This is a genomic window from Gemmatimonadaceae bacterium (assembly GCA_036496605.1).
Taxonomy (GTDB): Bacteria; Gemmatimonadota; Gemmatimonadetes; order Gemmatimonadales; family Gemmatimonadaceae; genus AG2.
In genome coordinates, this window is sequence record DASXKV010000020.1 from 55,755 (window position 1) to 77,286 (window position 21,532).

Sequence of the window (21,532 nt, forward strand, 5' to 3'; positions counted from 1 at the left end):
TCGTCAGGCGAGTCGAGCGGGACGAGAAGTCGCGGGAGTAGCTCAGTTGGTAGAGCGCAAGCCTTCCAAGCTTGATGTCGCGGGTTCGAGCCCCGTCTCCCGCTCGTAGACGAGTAGTAGAGTGATGCAGGACAAGAAGGAGTTGCTCGCGTAGCTCAGTTGGTAGAGCACACCCTTGGTAAGGGTGAGGTCATCGGTTCAATCCCGATCGCGAGCTCCTGGTGAGAGAGATTGAGAGAGTTTGAAAGCGGTGCGGAACGAGCAGCCGGTCGGAAGGCGCGCGCCTTTCGGCGGGCTGTCGGCTGCGTAGCGACGACTCCTGCACAGCCGCAACCTGGGAGCTGATGTCGAATGCCACGAGAAAAGATCATCCTCGCCTGCGGCGAGTGCAAAAATCGGAATTACTTCACCACGAAGAACAAGCGCCTGCATCCGGAACGCGTGGAGTGGAAGAAGTACTGCCCGCGTTGTGACAAGCATCAGGTCCATAAGGAAACGAAGTAACATGGCCGTCGACGTCGCACGACCACCGCAAGGCGCGCCACCTGCGCCAGCGGGGAGCAGCTGGTGGACGCGGCTCGTCGCGTTCTACCACGGCGTAATCGCGGAGCTGAAGAAGGTGACCTGGCCCGATCGCGGCCAGGTACAACAAGCCACGATCGCCATCATCATCTTTGTCCTCGTGCTCGCGCTTTTCATCACCGTGCTGGATTGGGCGCTCAGTCTCGTGCTCGTTCGTGGCGTCCCGTCGCTCTTTGCACGATGAACGCAATGGAACAGCGCTGGTACGCCATTCAGACGACAGCCGGGCACGAAAACAAGGTCCGTTCGCTGATTCAGCGGAAGATCGAGCTCGACACTCGACCGGCCGAGGACCGGCAGCTTCGTCAGGCACTCGTGCCAACGCAGGAAGTGGTCGAGATCAAGAATGGCAAGAAGGTCACGGTCGAGCGCAAGCTGTACCCAGGTTACGTGCTCGTCGAAATGATAATGAATCAGGAGACGGCGCACGTCATCAATTCAATTCAGGGCGTGATCAAGTTCGTCGGTCACGACCAGCGCTTTCCGCAGCCGCTCCGGGCCGATGAAGTGAACCGCCTCCTCGGCATCGCCGACGAGACGGAGCAAGAGGAGCCGAAGGAAGAGATTCCGTTCCTCGTTGGACAGGCGGTCGCGATTACGGAGGGTCCATTCACCGACTTCAACGGAACCGTCGAAGAGGTGATTGTGGACAAGGGAAAGGTGCGCGTGTCGGTCAGTCTGTTCGGTCGACCGACGAGCGTGGAGTTGGATTATCTGCAGTTGAGAGCGTACTAAAAATGGTTGTTGGTTCTCGGTCGTTGGTGGTTGGTGAAGACGGACGCACCAACAACGAACGACCAATCACCAACCACCACCGTCAGCCACCACTCTGACGCAAAACTCCAGTGGGAGTCTGGGGCGCGAAAGCGCCACGGTCGAACCAGCAGTGAGGTAACATGGCCAAGAAAGTCGCGGGATTCGTGAAGCTGCAGATCCCCGCGGGTCAGGCGACGCCGGCACCACCGGTGGGTACGGCGCTTGGTCCGCAGGGCATCAACATCATGGCGTTCGTGAAGGAGTTCAACTCGCGAACCCAGAAGGAGGCGGGGACGATTCTCCCCGTCGAGATCACCATCTTCTCGGACAAGTCCTTCACCTTCATCACGAAGACGCCGCCAGCGGCGGTGCTCCTCAAGAAGGAGGCGGGGATCGAGAAGGGTTCGGGTCAGCCGAACCGCAACAAGGTCGGGAAAGTGACCAAGGCGCAGATCCGCAAGATCGCCGAGATCAAGCTGCCTGATCTGAACTGTGATTCACTCGAGTCGGCCATGGCGATGGTCGCCGGCGCCGCGCGCTCCATGGGCGTGGAGGTCGTCGACTGATGCAGACGCATGGGAAGAAGTACAACAACGCGGCGAAGAACCGCGACATCACATCGCTGTATCAGCCACGGCAGGCACTCGAGATCGTGAAGAAGTCAGCGTACGCCAAGTTCGACGAGACAATCGAAGTGGCGGTACGCCTCGGAGTCGATCCGCGTCACGCCGACCAGGTCGTGCGTGGCACTGTCGTGCTTCCGGCGGGTACTGGTAAGTCCGTTCGCGTGCTCGTGATCGCGGCGGGTGACCGAGCGCGCGAGGCGCAGGAAGCCGGTGCGGACTTCGTCGGTCCCGAGTACATCCAGCGCATCAAGGACGGGTGGCTCGAGTTCGACGTTTTGATCGCGACGCCGGATCAGATGGGTCAGCTGGGTCAACTCGGACGCGTTCTCGGTCCCCGCGGCCTCATGCCGAACCCGAAGGCCGGCACTGTGACAATGAACGTTGGCAACGCGGTGCGGGAAACCAAGGCGGGTAAGATCGAGTTCCGCGTCGACAAGAGTGGCAACGTACACGCGGCGATCGGCAAGGTCTCGTTCGGCGTCGAGGCGCTCGAGACGAATTTCACGGCGTTCATGGACCAGATCGTTCGGCAGAAGCCAGCGGCCGCGAAGGGTGTGTACGTCCAGAACGTATGCATCTCGAGCACGATGGGACCGGGCGTCACAATCGACACTACACCATATCGGTAACGAGCGATGAACCGCACCGAGAAAGAGCAGCTCGTCACCGAGCTGAAAGACAAGATCAAGAACGCTCCGGCGCTCTATTACACCGACTTCACGGGATTGAACGTGAAGCGGATGACGGAGCTGCGGCGTCGTTTGCGCAGAGCAAACATTGAGTATGTCGTCATCAAGAACACACTCGCGTTGCGTGCCGTGAACGAAAGTGGGCTCGTTGCCGATCGCCTGCGTGGTCCGACGGGGCTCGTCGTCGCCAGGGATCCGGTGACGGCCGCGAAGGTGCTGCAGGACTTCGCGAAGGAGAACGATCAGAAGCCGGCGCTGAAGGGCGGCATGCTGGACGGCCGTTCGATCGCCGTCGCGCAGGTGAAGCAGTTGGCCTCGATGCCGTCGCGCGAGCAGATGCTCGCTCAGCTCGGCGCCGGGCTGCAGTCGCCATTGGCCGCCTTTGCCGGCGCGCTGAATGGCTTGTTGTACATGTTCGCTGGAGCGCTTGAAGCGCTGCACCAGCAGCGCGGCGGCTCCGCCGCTTAATCCCCAGGCACCGAGCCTGACTTACTGCCCAGGATTGCCTGGGATTACGAGGAGACAAATCACGATGCCAACGACGCTGAGCAAGGACGAGATTATCGAAGCGATCGGCAATATGAGCGTTTTCGAACTGCATGATCTGATCGAGACGTTCAAGAGCCGTTTCAATGTGACCATCGCCGCCGCCCCGGTGGGCGCCGCCCCGGCCGCAGGTGGCGGCGGCGGTGCTGCTGCACCGGTCATGGAGGAGCAGACGGAATTCGATGTCGTCCTGAAGGAAGCGGGCGCGAAGAAGATTCAGGTCATCAAGGTCGTGCGTGAGCTGACCGGACTGGGCCTGAAGGAAGCGAAGGATCTGGTCGACGGTGCACCGCAGACGGTGAAGTCGGGTGTATCGAAGGACGAATCGGCCACTGTCAAGGCGAAGCTCGAGGAGCAAGGCGCGACGGTAGAAGTGAAGTAGGGTGTTTGGTGGTTGGTGGTTCGTGCCAGCTCGCACCAATCACCAACAACCAACCACCAACAACTTCACTTCAGCCAACGCGTCAGTGAAAGAAATCAAGCGAAACATTTCCTTTCTGCGGTACCACAACCCCGCCCGCCCGCGACCGTCGCGGCGCCGGCGGGGATGTGGCCGTTTTCTCGCCTGTGCGCGGGTGAACAATGCCTGAATCGATCAAGCAGATTTCGTTCGGAAAGCTCGAGCAGGGGATGGAAATGCCCCATCTCCTCGACATCCAGACGCAAGCGTTCGAAGCGCTGCTGCAGACGGATGCCGCCGCTCATGAGCGCGAGGACGTCGGCCTCGAGCGGGTCTTCAAGGACCTGTTCCCGATCACCGACGTTCACGAGAACTTCTCTCTCGAGTTCGTTCGCTACTCCCTCGGCGAGCCGAAGTACACCGTCGAGGAGTGCATCGAGCGCGACATGACCTACTCCGCCCCGTTGAAGGCGACGCTCCAACTCGTCATCAACGAGGAAGTGAACGGAGTGAAACGGCCGCGGAACATCATCGAGAAAGAAGTCTATCTCGGCGAGCTTCCGCTGCTCACGCCGTTAGGCACCTTCGTCATCAATGGCGCCGAGCGCGTGATCGTGAGCCAGTTGCACCGGTCGCCGGGTGTCGTGTTCGAAGAAGCGACGCACCCGAATGGCCAGCGGCTCATATCGGCGCGCATCATCCCGTTCCGCGGATCGTGGGTGGAGTTCACGGTCGACATTCACGACGTGATCTACGTCCATATTGATAAGAAAAAGAAATTTCCGGCGACGGCGCTTCTCCGTGCCTTTGGGTACGGCACGAACTCGGATATTTTGCGTCTCTTTTTCGCCGTGCGAGAGCTCGATCTCACGAAGAAGCGCGAGAGCCGGGGCGAGCAGCGAGAAGTGTTGGGCGCGATCATCGCCGAAGACATCGCGCTGCCCGGGGAAGCCACGCCCGAGGACGCGCCCAAGGCGCGCACCAAGAAGGCGAAGGCCGATCGTGAACGCGCGGAAAACGTGCTCCTCGTGAAGGAGGGCGACGAGCTCACCGACGAGGTGCTCAATCGTGTTCGTCGTCAGGGCATCGACACGATCAAGATGTTCGCGTCGTACATGACGATCGATCTCCGCGACGAGCAGGATGCAATCGAGCGCGGGGAGCGTTCGGTGCGTCGCGTACTCGCGTTGGACGTGGCCAACGAAGACGGCGAAGTGATCGGCGAGGCAGGACAGCCGCTCAACGACACGCTCATTCGCAAGATCCGCAAGGCCGACATCACCAAGGTCCCGGTATTCGTTGCCTCCGGTCGCGCCGAGTCGACGCTGATCAAGAACACATTGGCCAAAGACCCGACGCGCAGCGAAAAAGAATCCCTTCAGCAGATCTACGCGTTGCTCCGTCCCGGCGACGCGCCGGACGCGGCGACGGCGAAGCAGGCGCTCGAGCGTCTGTTCTTCTCGCCGAAGCGCTACGATCTCGGGCGCGTCGGCCGTTACAAGATCAACCAGCGGCTCGGCCTAACGACCGATGCCGGTACTACGGTCCTCACGAAGGAGGACTTCGTCGCCATCCTGCGCTATCTCGTGGAACTGCACGAGGGTCGTGGGCATGTCGATGATATCGATCACCTTGGCAACCGCCGCATCCGCTCGGTCGGCGAGTTGATCGCGAATCAGTTCTCGGTCGGCTTGTCGCGCATGGCGCGCCTGGTGAAGGAGCGCATGTCCATCAACACGGATCCCGAGAAAATCTCGCTCGACGATCTCGTGAATGCCCGCACGGTCAGCGCGGTGATCCAGGCTTTCTTTGGATCGAGCCAGCTCTCGCAGTTCATGGATCAGACGAATCCGCTCGCCGAACTGACGCACAAGCGTCGACTCTCCGCGCTGGGTCCGGGTGGCCTAACGAGAGAGCGCGCCGGCTTCGAAGTCCGCGACGTGCACTACTCGCAATACGGCCGCATGTGCCCGATCGAGACGCCGGAAGGTCCGAACATCGGTCTCATCACGTCGCTCGCCTGCTTCGCGCGCGTCAACGATCTCGGCTTCGTCGAAACGCCTTATCGGGTCGTCAAGAACGGGAAGGTCTTTGACGACGAGATCGTCTGGCTCGACGCGAACCGCGAAGAAGACGCGATCATCGCTCAGGCGAACGCGAATCTCGAGGACGACGGGACGTTCAGCGACGATCTCGTCCTCTGCCGCCAGCAGGGTGACGTGCCGCAAGTGCCGCGCGATCGCGTGGACTACATGGACGTCGCGCCCGAGCAGCTCGTGTCGATCGCGGCGGCGTTGATTCCATTCCTCGAGCACGACGACGCGAACCGCGCGCTCATGGGATCGAACATGCAGCGTCAGGCGGTGCCACTCCTCAATCCCCGCACGCCGCTCGTCGGCACGGGACTCGAGGAGAAAGTCGCGCGCGATTCCGGCGCGGTCGTCATCGCCAAGCGGGCTGGCGTTGTCACGCGCGTGACGGCGGACGAGATCATCGTCGACAGCGGCCCGGCCGAGCGCCGCGCGCAGGAAGAGCGCCGCGGCGACGATCGACCGCTCGCACGCCTCACGCAACACGACCGCTACCGCTTGAAGAAGTACTGGCGCACGAACCAGGACACGGCGATCAATCAGCGACCACTTGTTCGTCTTGGTCAGCGCGTGAAGGAAGGCGATGTGCTTGCAGATGGCGCCGGGACTGAACAGGGTCAGTTGGCGTTGGGCTCGAACGTGACCGTCGCATTCATGCCGTGGTACGGGCACAACTTCGAGGACGCGATTGTCTTGTCCGAGCGGTTGGTGAAAGACGATGTCTATTCGTCCATTCACATCCAGGAGCTGGAGCTCCACGTACGGGACACCAAGCGCGGTCAGGAAGAGATCACGCGCGAGATTCCGAACGTCTCGGAAGAGGCGCTGCTCGACCTCGACGAGCGCGGCATCGTGCGCATCGGCGCACACGTGAAGCCAGGCGATATTCTGGTTGGGAAGATCACGCCGAAGGGAGAGACCGAGCTCTCGCCGGAAGAAAAGCTGCTCACGGCGATCTTCGGCGAGAAGGCCAAAGACGTCAAGGATTCTTCGCTCAAAGTGCCGCCGGGCATGGAGGGCGTCGTCATCGACGTCAAGATCTTCTCACGCATCGAAGACCAGGTCGTCGAGAAAGATCGCGGCGAGCGTATCGGTGAAGTGCGTCGCCTCGAGAACGAGGAGAAGCTGCGCGTGAACGAAGTGCGCGACACCGAGCTCCTCGACCTGCTCAACGATCAGACGATCGCGCTCGCGCTCAAGGCGGGAACGGTCGAGGAAGCGATTACGGCGGGCACGAAGGTCACGACGCAGATGTTGCGCGAGATGCGCCTCTCGTCGATCGACCTGAAGACGCTGCGCGTCGAGAACAAGCGAACGAACGAGCGCGTGCGGCAGATCATCGATGCATCGAGTGAAGAGAAGACGCGCATCGAAGAGCGGGCCGAGGAGCGGATCGACCGCATCCTCCAGCCCGACGAGCTGCCACCGGGTGTCATTCAGCTCGTGAAGGTGTATCTGGCCGAGAAGCGCAAGATCTCGGTCGGTGACAAGATGGCGGGTCGCCACGGCAACAAGGGTATCGTTGCGCGTATCGTCCCCGAGGAAGATATGCCCTTCCTCCCGGATGGGCGGCCTGTTGACATAGTGCTAAACCCGCTCGGTGTGCCTTCGCGAATGAACGTCGGTCAGATCCTCGAGACCCATCTCGGATGGGCGGCGAAGATTCTCAATTTTTATGCGAAGACGCCGGTGTTCCAGGGCACGAATGAGCGGGAGATTGGGCTGCTGTTGAAGATTGCTGGTATCAGGTGGGCCGCGCAGGCGTTAGGCCTGCGGACGCCGGCGCCGAGCATCACCGACGCCGATGTGCGGACCATCCTCGCGGACATCAAGCCGGCGAATGCGGGCGGCGGCGTCGAAGTGTTCGAGCGACTCGAGGAAGCGTCGCTCAGCCACCTTGGCGGCCGCGCGATGTCGGCGGGAACGCGCGAGATTCATCATCGCCTGCGCGACTTTCTCGCCGACGCGGCGCGCGAGCTCGCCGACCGCGAGCAGCGCGAGCTGACGCATCAATCGGACTTCCACACCGCACGCTCGGATGACGAAGCATCGGGCGCGTCGCAGCGGACCGAGTACAAGAGCACGCTGCGTCAGCTCGAAAAGACACGCGGAACGTCCGCCTCGGACATGCTGCAAGCCGAAGAACTGCCGGCGCTCGCGGCGGCTCTCACAAAGAAAGCGGAGCTGGACGTCGACGCCGCGGCGCAGGAGCTGATGCGGCTCGCCGGCCTGTCTCCCTATGGCAAGGTGCGGCTCCGCGACGGCCGCAGCGGCGAGACCTTCGCCTTCCCGGTGACGGTCGGCGAGATCTACATGCTGAAGCTGTCGCACCTGGTCGACGACAAGATTCACGCGCGGAGCATCGGCCCGTACTCGCTGGTCACGCAACAGCCGCTCGCCGGCAAGGCGCAGTTCGGCGGACAGCGATTCGGGGAAATGGAGGTGTGGGCGCTGGAAGCCTACGGCGCCGCGCACGTACTTCAGGAAATACTCACGGTGAAGTCGGACGACGTGAACGGACGCAGTCGAGTGTACGAGGCAATCGTGAAGGGACAGAACCTTCCGGATCCCGGCATTCCGGAGTCGTTCAACGTGCTCGTGAAGGAACTGCAAGCGCTCGGCATCAAGGTCACGATGGGTCAGAGCGACGATGGTTTCTACGGGACCGGCATTGACACCGGCACCTCTGTCAACAACGGCAAGGGGAGCGAGGAGTAATCAATGATTGATTTCCGCAGCGTGCGCGATGCACGCGCATCGGCGTTCGATTATATCCAGGTCCGGATCGCCTCGCCCGAGGAGATTCGCGGCCCGAAGGACCCGAAGGAGCGCGAGCGCCTCGAGATGGCTGGCGTGCGCAACTGGTGGTCGTGGGGAGAAGTTACTAAACCCGAGACGATCAACTACCGCTCGTTCAAGCCGGAGAAGGACGGCTTGTTCTGCGAGCGCATTTTTGGTCCCGTCAAGGACTGGGAGTGTCACTGCGGCAAGTACAAGCGCATCCGCTATCGCGGCGTGATCTGCGATCGCTGCGGCGTCGAGGTGACGCTGTCCAAGGTGCGCCGCGAGCGCATGGGTCACATCGAGCTCGCGGTGCCGGTCGCGCACATCTGGTTCTTCAAGACGCTGCCGAGCCCGATGGGGAACCTGCTCGACGTCACGCTCCGTGACCTCGAGAAGGTGATCTATTACTCGAACTACATCGTCATCGAACCGGGCGAGCAGGACGTCTCCACCAACCAGCTGTTGGACGAAGAGGAGTATCTCGCGCTTCGTACAAAGGCCAAGGAAGAGAACGACGCCGCATTTAACGCGGACATCGGTGCGCCTGCCGTTCGTGAGCTCCTGCGTCGTCTCGACGTCGACACGTTGGCTGATACGCTGCGCGCCGAGGTCGCGAACGAGACGTCGCAGCATCGCAAGAAGATGCTGCTCAAGCGCCTCAAGATCGTCGACGCGTTCCGCAACTCGGGTGAGTCGGGCGACGCGCGCAACCGGCCGGAGTGGATGATCCTCGACGTGATTCCGGTCATTCCGCCGGATCTGCGCCCGCTCGTCCCATTGGACGGAGGACGTTTTGCTACGTCGGATCTGAATGACCTCTATCGGCGCGTCATCAACAGGAATAATCGACTGCAAAAGTTGATTATGCACCGTGCGCCGGAAGTCATTCTCCGGAACGAGAAGCGGATGTTGCAGGAGGCGGTCGACGCGTTGTTCGACAACGGGCGGCGCTCGAAGGCGATTCGTGGGCGCGGTAAGCGTCCGCTCAAGTCGCTTTCGGATATGCTCAAGGGCAAGCAGGGCCGGTTCCGTCAGAACCTGCTCGGCAAGCGTGTCGACTACTCGGGCCGTTCGGTCATCGTCGTCGGTCCCGAGCTGCAGCTCCATCAGTGTGGCTTGCCGAAGCTGATGGCGCTCGAGCTCTTCAAGCCCTTTATCATCCACAAGCTCGTGGAAAAGGGAATTGCGGAAACGGTGAAGCGCGCGAAGAAGATCGTCGAGCGCGAGTCGCCGGAGGTGTACGAGATTCTCGAGGAGATCATCCGCGACCACCCGGTTCTGCTCAACCGCGCGCCGACACTGCACCGGTTAGGCATCCAGGCGTTCGAGCCAGTACTGGTCGAAGGCAAGGCCATTCGTATCCACCCGCTCGTCTGCGCCGCCTTCAATGCAGATTTCGACGGCGACCAGATGGCCGTGCACGTGCCGCTGTCCTTCGAGGCCCAGCTCGAGAGCCGGTTGTTGATGCTGTCGTCGAACAACATCCTCAAGCCGTCCGACGGTCGTCCCGTTGCCGAGCCAAGTCAGGACATCGTCCTGGGCTGCTACTTCGCGACGAAGGCACCGGCGGACTTCAACCAGGTCGATATGAAGACGCTCAAGCGCTACACGAGCGTCGCCGAGATCGAGATGGAGCTTGCGATCGGCCGCATCACGCGACAGACGGCGCTGCTCTTCTACGTGCAGGAAGCGTCGAACGGTCGGTGGGAGAAGACGACGGCGGGGCGCGTCCTCTTCAACGCAATCGTGCCGCCGGAGCTTGGTTTCAAGAACGCCGATATGAAGAAGAAGGTGCTCTCCGAGCTCGTCTTCGAGTCGTATCGCAAGGCCGGACTCTCGACGACGGTCAGCTTCCTCGACCGCTTGAAGGAATTCGGTTTCTCGAACGCGACGCGCGGTGGCGTCTCGATCGGCATCGAGGACCTCGAGATTCCAACGGCGAAGACGACGCTCTTGCAGGAAGCCGAGGAGCGCGTCGAGCGATTCCAGCGCGCATATCAGACCGGTAACATCACGAACGGTGAGCGCTACAACAAAGTCATCGACACGTGGACGCACGCCAACTCCGACATCGCCGACGAGATGGTCAAGTCGATGCGCGAGTCCAAGCGTGGCTTCAATCCCGTGTTCATGATGTTCGACTCCGGCTCACGCGGCAGCCGCGATCAGATCCGTCAGCTGGCGGGTATGCGCGGTCTCATGGCGAAGCCGCAGAAGAAGCTCACGGGCGGCATTGGCGAGATCATTGAATCGCCCATCAAGTCGAATTTCCGCGAAGGACTCTCGCCACTCGAGTACTTCACATCAACACACGGAGCTCGGAAAGGCCTAGCTGATACGGCTCTAAAGACGGCCGACGCTGGCTACCTGACGAGACGACTCGTCGACGTCGCGCAGGACGTAACCATAACAGAAGACGATTGCGGTACGATCCAGGGTCTCGACATCGCCGCGCTGAAGGAGGGCGAGGACATCATCGAGCCGCTGTCGGAGCGCATCGTCGGCAACGTCGCGTCGGAGGACGTCGAGGATCCGCACGAGTTCGATCAGTCGGGCCGTCGGCGCTTGCTCGTCGAAGCGGGTCAGTTGATCAACGAGGAGACGGCGCGCGACATCGAGGAGTCGGGGATCGAGACGGTTCGCATTCGCTCGGTGCTCACCTGCGAGGCGAAGCGTGGTCTCTGCCGGAATTGCTACGGCCGCAACCTGGCGACGATGGAAATGGTGGACCTCGGCGAAGCCGTCGGCATCATCGCGGCACAGTCGATTGGTGAGCCGGGCACGCAGCTGACGCTGCGCACGTTCCACATCGGTGGAACGGCGGCCCGTATCGCCGAGCAGACGGCGCGCAAGTCGAAGGTCCCGGGAACGATCGAGTACGGCGATCGCCTCGTGGTTGTCACGAACGCCGAGGGTCAGAGCGTCGTCACGTCGTACGAGGGCGAGATCCTGATCAAGGCGTCGTCGGACCGGAACGCCGGCGTCGCTGCGCGCCTGCAGGTGCCGTTAGGCGCCATCCTCATGGTGAAGGATGGAGACGATGTCAAGCGCGATCAGGTAATCTTCAGCTGGGACCCATACACGAACCCGATCATCGCCGACGTCGAAGGCACGATTCGCTTCGTCGACATCGTCGAAGAGGAATCGGTCTCCGAGGAGCTCGACGAGCTCACGGGATTGCGTCAGCGGGTGATCATCGAAGATCGCGAGAAAAAACTCCACCCGCACATCGAGATCGTGCAGGAGAAGGCCGGGAAGGAGAAGCGCGTGCGTGACTTCGTCATCCCGGTGGGCGCGCAGCTCACGGTGGACGACGGACAGAAGATCGGCGCGGGTACGACGATCGCGAAGGTGGGTCGTGAGGCATACAAGACGCGCGACATCACCGGTGGTCTCCCCCGCGTCGCGGAACTATTCGAGGCGCGTCGGCCGAAGGATCCGGCGACGATCTCCGAGATCGACGGCGTGGTGCGCTTCGGCGAGATCAAGCGCGGCAAGCGCGAGGTCCGCGTCCATCCAATCAACAAGGACGGCTCGATCGACGAGACGGTGGAAGCACAGACGTACGAGGTCCCCGCGGGCAAGCACTTGCGCGTGCACGAGGGCGATCGCGTACGAGCCGGTGACCGCTTGTCCGAAGGACCCGTGAATCCGCACGACATTCTGCGGATCAAGGGCCCGCGTGCGGTGCAGGAGTATTTGCTCAACGAAGTGCAGGAGGTCTACCGCCTGCAGGGCGTGAAGATCAACGACAAGCACATCGGCGTCATCGTTCGGCAGATGCTGCAGAAGGTTCGCATTCTCGAGCCGGGCGAGACGGAGTTCCTCGAGGGCGAGCACGTGGACAAGCAGGTCTTCCGCGAAGTCAACGATCGCTCGAAGAAAAAGAAGGAGTCGCCATCGACGGCGGAGCCGCTCCTGCTTGGCATCACGAAAGCGAGTCTCACGACGCAGTCATTTATCTCGGCGGCGTCGTTCCAGGAGACCACGCGCGTGCTCACCGACGCGTCGATTCGTGGCGCGAAGGACGACTTGCTCGGTCTCAAGGAGAACATCATCATCGGTCACCTGATTCCGGCGGGCACGGGCATGTATCGGTATCAGGAGGTCGATCTCGACCTGCAGCCACCCGAGGGATCGGAAGGTTTCGCACCGCTGCCTGCGACGCCGGAACCGGAGCTCAAGTCGATCTTCTCGATAGCGGAGGAGGAGGGCGGGGGGGATTTCACCGCCACACCGCGGCCGTCGTTGCCGAGAGAAGCTCGCTAAATTGCTCTCCACAGGAGAAAGCGCCAGCCGATTGGCTGGCGCTTTTTTCGTATGGCGATTGGTAAGTTGACGCGGCGAGCCCCAGGCGCAAGTTCACTCCATGCTCGGGCCGCTAAGGACGTACTTCGACCGACTCGCATTGCGCGCCGTGCATCGCTCCGGTGCTCGTGTCGATCGGTACAAGCTCGCCAGGCGCTCCTTCGTTAGTGAGCAGTTACTCAACGACCCGGTCATCGCCGACGCCGTCAGGCGACACGCCGCCGAGCAGGGGATCGTCGAGGCGGAGGCATGGGGCGTCGTCCATCGCTACATCGACGAGATCGTCCCCTTCTTCAACATCATCGCCTACTACCAGCTCGGTTATCGCGCGGCCGGCTGGCTACTCGATCTCTTTTACAAGGTGTCGGTCGAGTACGCGGACCGCGCGCGGCAAGAGCAGCTGCCGCGCGATGCGGTCCTCGTGTATCTGATGAACCACCGTTCCAACGCCGACTACGTTCTCGTGAGCTACGCGCTCGCCGGCGACGTCGCGATCTCGTATGCGGTGGGCGAATGGGCGCGCGCCTTTCCCCTCGAGCATCTCTTCAAGGCATTCGGTTCGTACTTCGTGAGACGGCGCTATCGCGAGGCGCTCTATCACGCAGTACTCGAACGCTACGTGCAGCTGATTACACGCCAGGGAGTTACTCAAGGGATATTTCTCGAGGGCGGTCTCACGAAGGACGGCAAATTGCGTCCACCGAAGATTGGGTTGCTCGATTACGTGCTCGGTATCGCGCGCGATCCGGCGTACCGATCGCGGCTGTTCATCGTGCCCGTTGCCGTCAACTACGATCGTGTACTCGAGGATCGCACGTTGCTGCGCGAGCTCGCTACCGCCGACGGGCACCCGCACACATCGAAATTCAAGCAGCTGCGCGAGGTGGTGCACTACCTCTGGTGGAATTCGGCGCGACTCGTCACGCGGCGATGGAAGCGTTATGGGCGAGCCGCGGTCACCGTCGGCGCGCCGATCGCGCTGGACGAGTGGTTCGCGCGCGAGTCGACCCTCTTTGATTTGCCGCGCGCGCATCGGCTCGCACGCGTGCAGGCGCTCTGCGACGAGATCATGGTGCGCATCGGGCAACTGGTCCCCGTGACTTCAGTGCCGTTGGCCTGCGCGGCGATCCAGAGCATCGATCGCGACTTCATCCCGCGTTCGCTCCTCCTCGATCGAATGACGGAAATGCGCGCGGTGCTGGTCGAGCTCAACGGGCGAGTTATCCGCGCCGATCGGGACATAACGGAAACGTGGGAGCGCGCTTGGCGAATGTTGCGCATGCGCCGCGTGTTGCTCGAGACGGGAGACGGGTACACGCTCTTGCCGCGCAACCGCGAGCTCGTTCGCTATTACGCGAACAGCATCGCACACCTGCTGGGCCCCTACGAGTCTGCGGTACGAGCCCGTGACGCACGCCCGACCGGTGAGTTCGCGGCGCCGGATCTCGCGGGGCCCCACGGGGCGTCCAAGGCGCCGTGAGTTGGTGCTAACAATTCCTGCTGGACGAATGTATGGACGGTCCTTAGGTTACTCGCGGCGCTCCCGAAACGGGAGCACGTGCCGTCCACGCTCGCAGCGTGGCAGTACTCGCTGAGCAGTGCCTAACGAGCATCGCCTCGTCTCGGCACGTTGCTCGTCGGCACCCTAGCGTTCACCAAGACCCGTTCCCCCGCCATGAACAACAGAGTGGCCCTCGCGGCGTTGATGGGGATATTCCTCATCGCCGCACCAGCTCATGCGCAGCAGAAGACCATCACCGGCAGAGTCATGGCCGAGGGCGGCAATCCGCTCCCCGGCGCGCAGGTGGTCGTCAAAGGCACGCGCACCGGTACCACTACCAACGCGCAAGGCAACTACACCATTCGCGCCGACGTCGGACAGACCCTGCAGTACCGCTACATCGGAACCGCGCCCCAGGAGCGTGTCGTCGGCACCGCGGATGTCATCGACGTGCAGCTGAACCACGTTGCCACGAACCTCGACGCGATCGTCGTGACCGCGCTCGGGCAGACGGCACAGGTGCGCACGCTCGGCGCCGCGCAGCAGACCGTCGAGGGGACGAAGGTCGCCGAAGCGCAGCGCGACAACTTTGTCAACTCTCTCGAGGGACGCGTGGCCGGCGTGACGGTCAACAGCACCTCCGGCACACCGGGCTCCTCGACGCGGATCACGATTCGCGGCATCAGCTCGATCAGCAGTAGCAACCAGCCGCTATTCGTCCTCGACGGGTTGCCGATGGATAACAGTACGATGAACACTGGCGTCCTCGGCTCGGACCAGCCCGGCTCGCCTTCGGCCTTCAGCAACCGCGGCGTGGACTTCACCAACCGCGCCGCGGATATCGACCCGAACGACATCGAGTCGATTACGGTGCTCAAAGGGCCGGAAGCGGCGGCGCTCTACGGTATCGATGCGGCCAATGGCGCCATCGTCATCACCACGAAGCGCGGCCGCGCGGGCACGCAGTCGCTCACGTACAGCAACAGCTTGCGGGTCGAGAGCGTGCGGAAGTCACCTGATGTTCAACGCGTCTACCAACTCAGCGGGGCGATCGTCACGGGCGGCTTCGGCGGCGCTGGCTTCCAGTACTTCGGTGCTCCATACCCGGCCAACACGCAGTTCTACGACAACATCGGAAGCTTCTTTCAGAGTGGCTTTACCCAGACTCACAACCTTGCGTTCAGTGGCGGTGCGGCGGACGGCCGTCTCACCTATCGCATCGCGGGGGGCGTCGACCGCAACAACGGTGTCGTGCCCAATTCGACGTACGACCGCATCAACGTGACGGGCGCGTCGACCGGACAGGTGACCAACTGGCTGTCGGCCGATCTGTCGATGCTCTACTCGAATGCGGTGAACAAGCAGCCCATGAAAGGCGACGACGGACCGCTCGTTGGACTTCTGGAATGGCCCGCCAACGACAACGCGGCGGACTTTCTCTCAGCAGCCGGAACGCGGCGTCGCCTAACGCTTCTCACGGCCGGATCGGAGATCGACAATCCGTACTACAATGTCTACAAGAACAGGAACAACACCACGAACAACCGCGTTCTGACGAATTTGACGTTCACGTTCACCCCCGTGTCGTGGGGCAACCTGAAAACGCAGCTCGGAGCTGACTATAACACGAATCAGGTCCTGATCGATCGGGATCCGGGAAGTGTCCTTGGGTTCAACGCCATTGTGACGTCGTCCGGTATTCTCGATCAGGCGGCAGACGTGAGGCGAAATCTGACCTCGCAGACGACGCTCAACATCAATCCATACACCATCCGCGATCACTTCTCGTTGAGCGGATTCGTCGGCAACGCGATCTACGATCAGGACGACAACGTCGATGCGCTCACGGGGCGGGGATATCTCGACCCGAACTTCGTCTCGATCAACAACACGTCGAGTCGCTTCAGCGCCACGACGGACACGAGGCGACGCCTGATCGGGTTTTACGGACAGGGGACGCTCGATTTCAATCACTACCTGTATGTCAACGTCACCGGGCGCAACGACCTTACGTCTACGATCCCCGAGGCGCACCACTCGTTCTTCTATCCCGGCGTCAACGGAAGCTTCGTCTTCACCGACGCGTTTCCATCACTGCAGCGCTGGTTCACCTCGGGGCGCGTGCGCGCGGCGTATGCCGAAGTTGGTCGTGACGCGCCACCCTACTCCGACCATCCGTCGCTCCAGTTCGCGCCGACGTCGTACGGCGGCTACATGTATGGCTTCACCGGTCCGAATCCGAACCTCGAGCCGGAGTTCAAGAAGGAGTCCGAATTCGGCACGGAGCTCAGCTGGTTCAAGGACCGCTTGGGCGTCGACGCGACGTATTACCGCAGCCGGACGACGAACCAGATCGTTCAGAACATTCGTGAGAGCTACGGCACGGGCTTCATTCTCTTCAACCTGAATGGCGCCGTGACGGAGAATCACGGTCTCGAACTGGTTCTCCGCGGCACACCGATCCAGCAGTCGAGGTTCTCGTGGGATTTCCAGGCCAACTTCGACAAGCATCACGGCCAGACGGTCAGCCTGCCTAACGCCTTGCCGGAGTCGTACGTGTCGGACACCTGGCTCTATGGCAATGTGCGCAACGGCACCGAGCCGGGACTTTCCACCGAGTCGCTCACCGGGAATTTCTACCTGCGGAACAAGAACGGTCAGCTCATCATCGATCCGACCTCCGGTTTGCCGATTCGATCCGGTTCGTTCATCGACGCCGGCTACGACCGCACGCCGAAGTGGACGGTGGGCCTGACGAATACGTTCCATTACAAAGCGTTCACGCTCGATGCGCTGATCGACTTCCGGCGTGGTGGCGACATCTTCAATGCCACGCAGTCGTTCCTGTACAATCATGGGCTCTCGACGCTGTCCCTCGATCGCAACACGCCACGCATCATCCCGGGTGTGCTGCGCGACGGTAAGGAAAACAGCAACAATCCGACGCCGAACACCCTCGTGATCGTGCCGGCCGTGAATACGGCTTACTACTCGGGCGCGAGCGAGGAACTGTTCATCGAGCGCAACATCAACTGGATCTGGCTCCGCAACGTCACGCTCTCCTATCAGATTCCTCCGCGCTACTTCCAGAGCGCCAGCGTCTTCGTTACGGGCACGGATCTGTTCCTGCGCAGCAACTACACGGGACTCGATCCAATGACCAACGGCAACGACGCCGCTGTTGGCGGTTCGGGCGCGGTTGGTATCGACTGGGGGAATTTCCCCACGCCACGTGGATTCAACTTCGGCTTCCGCCTTGGATTCTAGCGCTCGCCAACTCGCGACGCTGACTCCCTTCGATGAGTAAATACGAATGAGAATTCGATACTTCGCAGTGCTTGCCGGCGCCCTGATCGCAGCGAGCGCGTGCAACATGGACAAGTACCTCGCCGTCAACACCAATCCGAATGCGCCGCAGACCGTCACGGCGAATCTGTACCTGCCGCCGATGGAACATTGGCTCATCACGTCACCGCAGTACGACGGGCGCTTTGTCGGCCGCTACACGCAGATGTTCATGCTACCCGGCTCCGCCACCGCCACAGTGCCCTCGAGCTGGGACCGCGAGGGCTACGATCGCCTCAGCGACAACGGCGCCGAGCAATGGCGCGACGTCTATTGGTCGCTCGGCCAGAACCTGAGCGACATGATGACCAAGTCTCAGGCTGAGCAACGCTGGGATCTCCTGGGCGTCGGGCAGGTGCTCCGGGCGTGGGGATGGCAAGTGCTGGTCGACCTGCACGGCCCGATCATCATCAAAGAAGCATTCGATCCGACGCGCTCGCTGTTCGACTACGATACGGAGCAGTATGCGTATCAGGTGATCGACAGTCTCTTGAACGAGGCGACCAAGAATCTGAGTCGCACCGACGGGGCGGTCGACCCGACGTATCTCGCGATCGGCGACAACCTATACCACGGCGACCGCACGAAATGGCTCAAGTTCGCGTACGGTCTGCGCGCGATCAGCAAGAACCACTTCTCGAACAAATCGACGTACGATCCTGCGACCGTGATCAAGTACGTGGACAGCTCGTTTACGAGCAACGCCGACGACGCGCTGTTCGCCTATCCCGACAAGGACCCGGCATTTCAGGATTTCAACTTTCTCGGCCAGAGCCGAAACAACGTCACGTCCTACCGGCAAACGAACTTTGCTCTGAATCTGATGAACGGAACCGACTTCGGTGGCGTCGTGGATCCGCGGATGACGCGGATACTCTCACCGTCACCAGATGGTCAGTATCGGGGAGCGGATCCGAACAACCCCCAGGGCGGTGCGTTCACGGCCACAACGGCGCCTAACAACTTCTTCGGGCGTGCGTCGGCGGACCGCAGTCTACCGTCTGGCCGGTACGTCTTCGATGACAACGCGAAGGTCCCGAACATGACGTACGCCGAGCTCCAGTTCGTGAAGGCGGAGGCGGCTTATCGGATGGGTGACAAGGTGAAGGCGCTCGCGGCCTACACGAACGGCATTTCGTCGCACATCGACTTCGTGAACGCGCGCGTGGCCGAGAATCGTGATACCGCCGAGCACGCGATCACGGCAGCAGAGAAAGCTGCCTTCCTCGGGAATCCAGCCATCGTACCTGCGGCGGCGAACCTGACGCTGACGCAGATCATGTCGCAGAAGTACATCGCGCTCTTTGGCTGGGGCTTCAACGAGGCCTGGATGGACATGCGCCGCTATCACTACACGGATGTCGATCCGGCGAGCGGAGTGCAGGTGTATCCCGGCTTCACGAAGCCTACGAGTCTGGATCCAGACAACAACGGAAACTTTGTGCAGCGCATCCGTCCGCGCTACAACTCGGAGTACGTCTGGAATCAATACGGGCTAGGGAATATCACCCCCGTCAGCGGACTCGTTCCGACGTATCACACGCAGCCGCTCTGGGTGACGTGTGCCGCCGACAACTGCCAACCCTTCTAATCGAGACCATGAAAGGCCTCCGCTTATTCGCGGCACTCGTCGCTGCTGTCGTCGTGGCAGCGTGCGGTGAGAAGAACGCCGCGCAGAATATCGCCGGACCGACGGCTGGTTCGGCGGTGAAGTTCTTCAACTTCGGCGTCAATGCCCCGGCGGTGAACTTCTACGCCGACACTCAGAAGATCTCCGCGATCTCTACGGGGGTCTGTAACAACGGCATCGACGGCAAGACCACCGACACGTTGTGCCTCACGACTGGAAAACCGTCCACGAATGGTACGGGCTACGGTGCCAATGGCAGCACCACCGGTCTCTATTACTCGGTTGCACCTGGCTCGTACACGCTCTCCGGGCGCATCACCGCGACGACGGACAGCGGGGTCGCCATCTCGAACACACCGGCGACACTCGAGAATGGAAAGTTCTACTCGTACTACCTGAGCGGGATCTACAACACGTCGACGAAGACCGTCGAGGGATTCGTGGTCGAGGATCCCCTGCCGACAATCGATCTGACAGCCACGTACGTGCGATTCGTGAATGCGAGCTCCAACTCCCAGCCGATGACGCTGCACCTCAAGAATTCGACTGGCGCGGATACCACAGTCGGCACGGCGGTCGCGTACAAGGGCGCCAGCGCCTTCGTGCGTGTGGACCCGGGCAGTTACGATCTCAGCACGTACGTTGGCGGTTCGAACACGGCGGTGATCACGAGGACCGGCGTAGCGTTCAACGCTGGCCACGTCTACACGGTCACCGCATACGGTGACATGACTGTGTCGACCGGTACGAACATTCCGAAGCTGGACAACACGGCGAATTGGTAGCGCTTGTCGGTGGGACTAGGGGCTAGCGCATAGGGGCTGGGGATTTTCACCCAGCCCCTATGCGCTAGCCCCTAGTCCCTCGGAGGCGTATCCCCCTGTGTCCTTTAGGATTACGGCCCGCAGAACGGCTTGACATGCTCTTCTGGTTAGTCTACGTTTCCCAGTCTCTACCGCCCACGCAGGCGGTTTTGTGTTCGTGCCGTGGCCCGGCTGGGGTGTGCGGCATTTGTCTGAATCCGAGTTCATGCCGACCATCAATCAGCTCGTCCGGCAGAGCCGTCGGGACGTTCTCAAGAAAGAGAAGTCGCCGGCGCTCAAGTCGAATCCATTCCGTCGTGGCGTGTGCACGCGCGTGTACACCACCACACCCAAGAAGCCGAACTCCGCATTGCGCAAAGTTGCGAAAGTTCGCCTGACCAACGGCTTCGAGGTCATCGCGTACATCCCCGGCGAAGGCCACAACTTGCAGGAGCACTCGATCGTGCTCGTGCGTGGCGGCCGCGTGAAGGATCTACCGGGTGTTCGCTATCACATCGTTCGCGGTACGCTCGACGCAGCTGGCGTGCAGGGCCGGAACAAGAGCCGCTCAAAGTATGGAACGAAGAAGCCCAAAGCCGGAGGCAAGAAGTGAGTCGCCGCAAGAGTGCCATCAAGCGCCCCGTCCTCGCGGACTCGCGTTATGACAGCCAGACTGTTTCGAAGTTCATCAACGTGCTGATGTACCAGGGAAAGAAGTCAACGGCCGAGCGCCTCTTCTACGGCGCGATGGACCTCGTTGAGTCGCGTACGAATCAGCCGGGCGTGAACGTCTTCAAGCAGGCGCTGGCGAACCTCAAGCCGGTTGTCGAGGTCAAGAGCCGTCGCGTCGGTGGCGCGACGTACCAGGTTCCCGTGGAAGTGCGTCCGGAGCGACGCACGGCGCTCGCGATGCGTTGGCTCATCAGCTTCTCCCGCGACCGCAACGAAAAGTCGATGTCGGAGAAGCTCGCCGCCGAAGTGATCTCGGCGTCGAAGGGTGAAGGGAACGCGGTGAAGAAGAAGGACGATACGCACCGCATGGCAGACGCAAACAAGGCCTTCGCGCACTATCGCTGGTAACCAGCGCGAGCAGGTCTCTACAAAAACCCCGCTTGGTCTCGAATGACTGGCGGGGTTTGTTCTGCCCGGGATCGGAGAGGGCAGAGGGCAGAGGGCGAGGGTGTCGCGCTTCAACCCTCAACCCTCAACCCTCAACCCTCAACCCTCAACCCTCAACCCGCTTCTACCTACGCTGCTGCTTGTTGCGCCTGCCCTGTCTCAACACTCACCGCGGTCGATGTCGAAACCACAGCACCAGCGGGTTTCGAGAGCCGAGGCAGTGCCACCACGTTCTCCCACGTCGCGAGCAGCTCCGGATCGGTTTGAATCACCGGTCGCACCAACGTGTCGATCACGCGCACGAGCTGGATGCAGCGACTCTCGTGTCCTACCATCGCTGCCGTCGTACCGGT

At 61.6% G+C, this 21,532-nt stretch carries 16 protein-coding genes and 2 tRNA genes; 17 read left to right on the top strand and 1 reads right to left on the bottom strand.

Features of this window, described 5'->3' with window-relative positions; genetic code table 11:
- Positions 1–31: 31 nt before the first annotated feature.
- The 17 genes from VGH98_07520 (at position 32) to rpsG (ending at position 21,140) form a co-directional block, all read left to right on the top strand.
- A tRNA-Gly gene (locus tag VGH98_07520) sits at positions 32–104 on the top strand.
- Between the two features lie 40 nt (positions 105–144).
- Positions 145–217: transfer RNA gene (locus VGH98_07525), tRNA-Thr, on the top strand.
- Positions 218–351: 134 nt separating this feature from the next.
- A complete protein-coding gene (gene rpmG / locus VGH98_07530) occupies positions 352–504 on the top strand; it encodes a 50S ribosomal protein L33 (GenBank protein HEY2375811.1) in 153 nt (50 codons plus the stop codon).
- 1 nt (position 505) lies between these two features.
- Positions 506–766 (top strand): preprotein translocase subunit SecE, encoded by a 261-nt coding sequence (gene secE, locus VGH98_07535; GenBank protein HEY2375812.1) that lies wholly within the window; start codon positions 506–508, stop codon positions 764–766.
- Positions 763–1,317 (top strand): transcription termination/antitermination protein NusG, encoded by a 555-nt coding sequence (gene nusG, locus VGH98_07540; protein HEY2375813.1) that lies wholly within the window; start codon positions 763–765, stop codon positions 1,315–1,317. The genes secE and nusG overlap by 4 nt, the downstream gene beginning before the upstream one ends.
- A 161-nt stretch (positions 1,318–1,478) precedes the next feature.
- Positions 1,479–1,904, top strand: coding sequence for a 50S ribosomal protein L11 (gene rplK, locus VGH98_07545; GenBank protein HEY2375814.1), 426 nt, complete (start codon positions 1,479–1,481; stop codon positions 1,902–1,904).
- Positions 1,904–2,593: a 50S ribosomal protein L1 gene (gene rplA / locus VGH98_07550; protein HEY2375815.1), complete on the top strand. Its 690-nt coding sequence runs from the start codon at positions 1,904–1,906 to the stop codon at positions 2,591–2,593. Before rplK ends, rplA begins: the two co-directional genes overlap by 1 nt.
- Before the next feature lie 6 nt (positions 2,594–2,599).
- A complete protein-coding gene (gene rplJ, locus VGH98_07555; protein ID HEY2375816.1) occupies positions 2,600–3,121 on the top strand; it encodes a 50S ribosomal protein L10 in 522 nt (173 codons plus the stop codon).
- 64 nt (positions 3,122–3,185) lie between these two features.
- Positions 3,186–3,581: a 50S ribosomal protein L7/L12 gene (gene rplL, locus VGH98_07560; GenBank protein HEY2375817.1), complete on the top strand. Its 396-nt coding sequence runs from the start codon at positions 3,186–3,188 to the stop codon at positions 3,579–3,581.
- A gap of 200 nt (positions 3,582–3,781) precedes the next feature.
- Positions 3,782–8,407, top strand: a complete 4,626-nt coding sequence (gene rpoB, locus VGH98_07565; GenBank protein HEY2375818.1) for a DNA-directed RNA polymerase subunit beta — start codon at positions 3,782–3,784, stop codon at positions 8,405–8,407.
- Positions 8,408–8,410: 3 nt separating this feature from the next.
- Positions 8,411–12,742, top strand: a complete 4,332-nt coding sequence (rpoC, locus tag VGH98_07570) for a DNA-directed RNA polymerase subunit beta' (protein ID HEY2375819.1) — start codon at positions 8,411–8,413, stop codon at positions 12,740–12,742.
- Between the two features lie 100 nt (positions 12,743–12,842).
- Positions 12,843–14,261: a 1-acyl-sn-glycerol-3-phosphate acyltransferase gene (locus tag VGH98_07575; GenBank protein HEY2375820.1), complete on the top strand. Its 1,419-nt coding sequence runs from the start codon at positions 12,843–12,845 to the stop codon at positions 14,259–14,261.
- Positions 14,262–14,456: 195 nt separating this feature from the next.
- On the top strand, positions 14,457–17,549 hold the full coding sequence (locus tag VGH98_07580; protein ID HEY2375821.1) for a SusC/RagA family TonB-linked outer membrane protein: 3,093 nt from the start codon (positions 14,457–14,459) through the stop codon (positions 17,547–17,549).
- 46 nt (positions 17,550–17,595) lie between these two features.
- Positions 17,596–19,218, top strand: a complete 1,623-nt coding sequence (locus VGH98_07585; GenBank protein HEY2375822.1) for a SusD/RagB family nutrient-binding outer membrane lipoprotein — start codon at positions 17,596–17,598, stop codon at positions 19,216–19,218.
- Positions 19,219–19,226: 8 nt separating this feature from the next.
- The gene (locus VGH98_07590; GenBank protein HEY2375823.1) at positions 19,227–20,042 is read left to right on the top strand and encodes a DUF4397 domain-containing protein; all 816 of its coding nucleotides are present in this window, start codon (positions 19,227–19,229) and stop codon (positions 20,040–20,042) included.
- Between the two features lie 244 nt (positions 20,043–20,286).
- Positions 20,287–20,673 carry a 30S ribosomal protein S12 gene (gene rpsL, locus VGH98_07595; GenBank protein ID HEY2375824.1) on the top strand — a complete coding sequence of 129 codons (387 nt, stop codon included), beginning with the start codon at positions 20,287–20,289 and terminating at the stop codon, positions 20,671–20,673.
- Entirely contained in the window at positions 20,670–21,140 is a 471-nt protein-coding gene (rpsG, locus tag VGH98_07600) for a 30S ribosomal protein S7 (protein ID HEY2375825.1), read from the top strand. The genes rpsL and rpsG overlap by 4 nt, the downstream gene beginning before the upstream one ends.
- Before the next feature lie 167 nt (positions 21,141–21,307).
- Here rpsG and VGH98_07605 read toward each other — a convergent pair.
- Positions 21,308–21,532 (bottom strand): hypothetical protein (locus tag VGH98_07605; GenBank protein HEY2375826.1); only part of this gene is annotated, 225 nt, incomplete at its 5' end.

Coding starts and splice junctions, on each gene's coding strand:
- VGH98_07585 (HEY2375822.1), top strand. CDS start 17,596: ATGAGAATTCGATACTTCGCAGTGCTTGCCGGCGCCCTGATCGCAGCG.
- VGH98_07590 (HEY2375823.1), top strand. CDS start 19,227: ATGAAAGGCCTCCGCTTATTCGCGGCACTCGTCGCTGCTGTCGTCGTG.
- rplL (HEY2375817.1), top strand. CDS start 3,186: ATGCCAACGACGCTGAGCAAGGACGAGATTATCGAAGCGATCGGCAAT.
- VGH98_07580 (HEY2375821.1), top strand. CDS start 14,457: ATGAACAACAGAGTGGCCCTCGCGGCGTTGATGGGGATATTCCTCATC.
- rplJ (HEY2375816.1), top strand. CDS start 2,600: ATGAACCGCACCGAGAAAGAGCAGCTCGTCACCGAGCTGAAAGACAAG.
- nusG (HEY2375813.1), top strand. CDS start 763: ATGAACGCAATGGAACAGCGCTGGTACGCCATTCAGACGACAGCCGGG.
- rpmG (HEY2375811.1), top strand. CDS start 352: ATGCCACGAGAAAAGATCATCCTCGCCTGCGGCGAGTGCAAAAATCGG.
- rpoC (HEY2375819.1), top strand. CDS start 8,411: ATGATTGATTTCCGCAGCGTGCGCGATGCACGCGCATCGGCGTTCGAT.
- rpoB (HEY2375818.1), top strand. CDS start 3,782: ATGCCTGAATCGATCAAGCAGATTTCGTTCGGAAAGCTCGAGCAGGGG.
- VGH98_07575 (HEY2375820.1), top strand. CDS start 12,843: ATGCTCGGGCCGCTAAGGACGTACTTCGACCGACTCGCATTGCGCGCC.
- secE (HEY2375812.1), top strand. CDS start 506: ATGGCCGTCGACGTCGCACGACCACCGCAAGGCGCGCCACCTGCGCCA.
- rpsL (HEY2375824.1), top strand. CDS start 20,287: ATGCCGACCATCAATCAGCTCGTCCGGCAGAGCCGTCGGGACGTTCTC.
- rplK (HEY2375814.1), top strand. CDS start 1,479: ATGGCCAAGAAAGTCGCGGGATTCGTGAAGCTGCAGATCCCCGCGGGT.
- rplA (HEY2375815.1), top strand. CDS start 1,904: ATGCAGACGCATGGGAAGAAGTACAACAACGCGGCGAAGAACCGCGAC.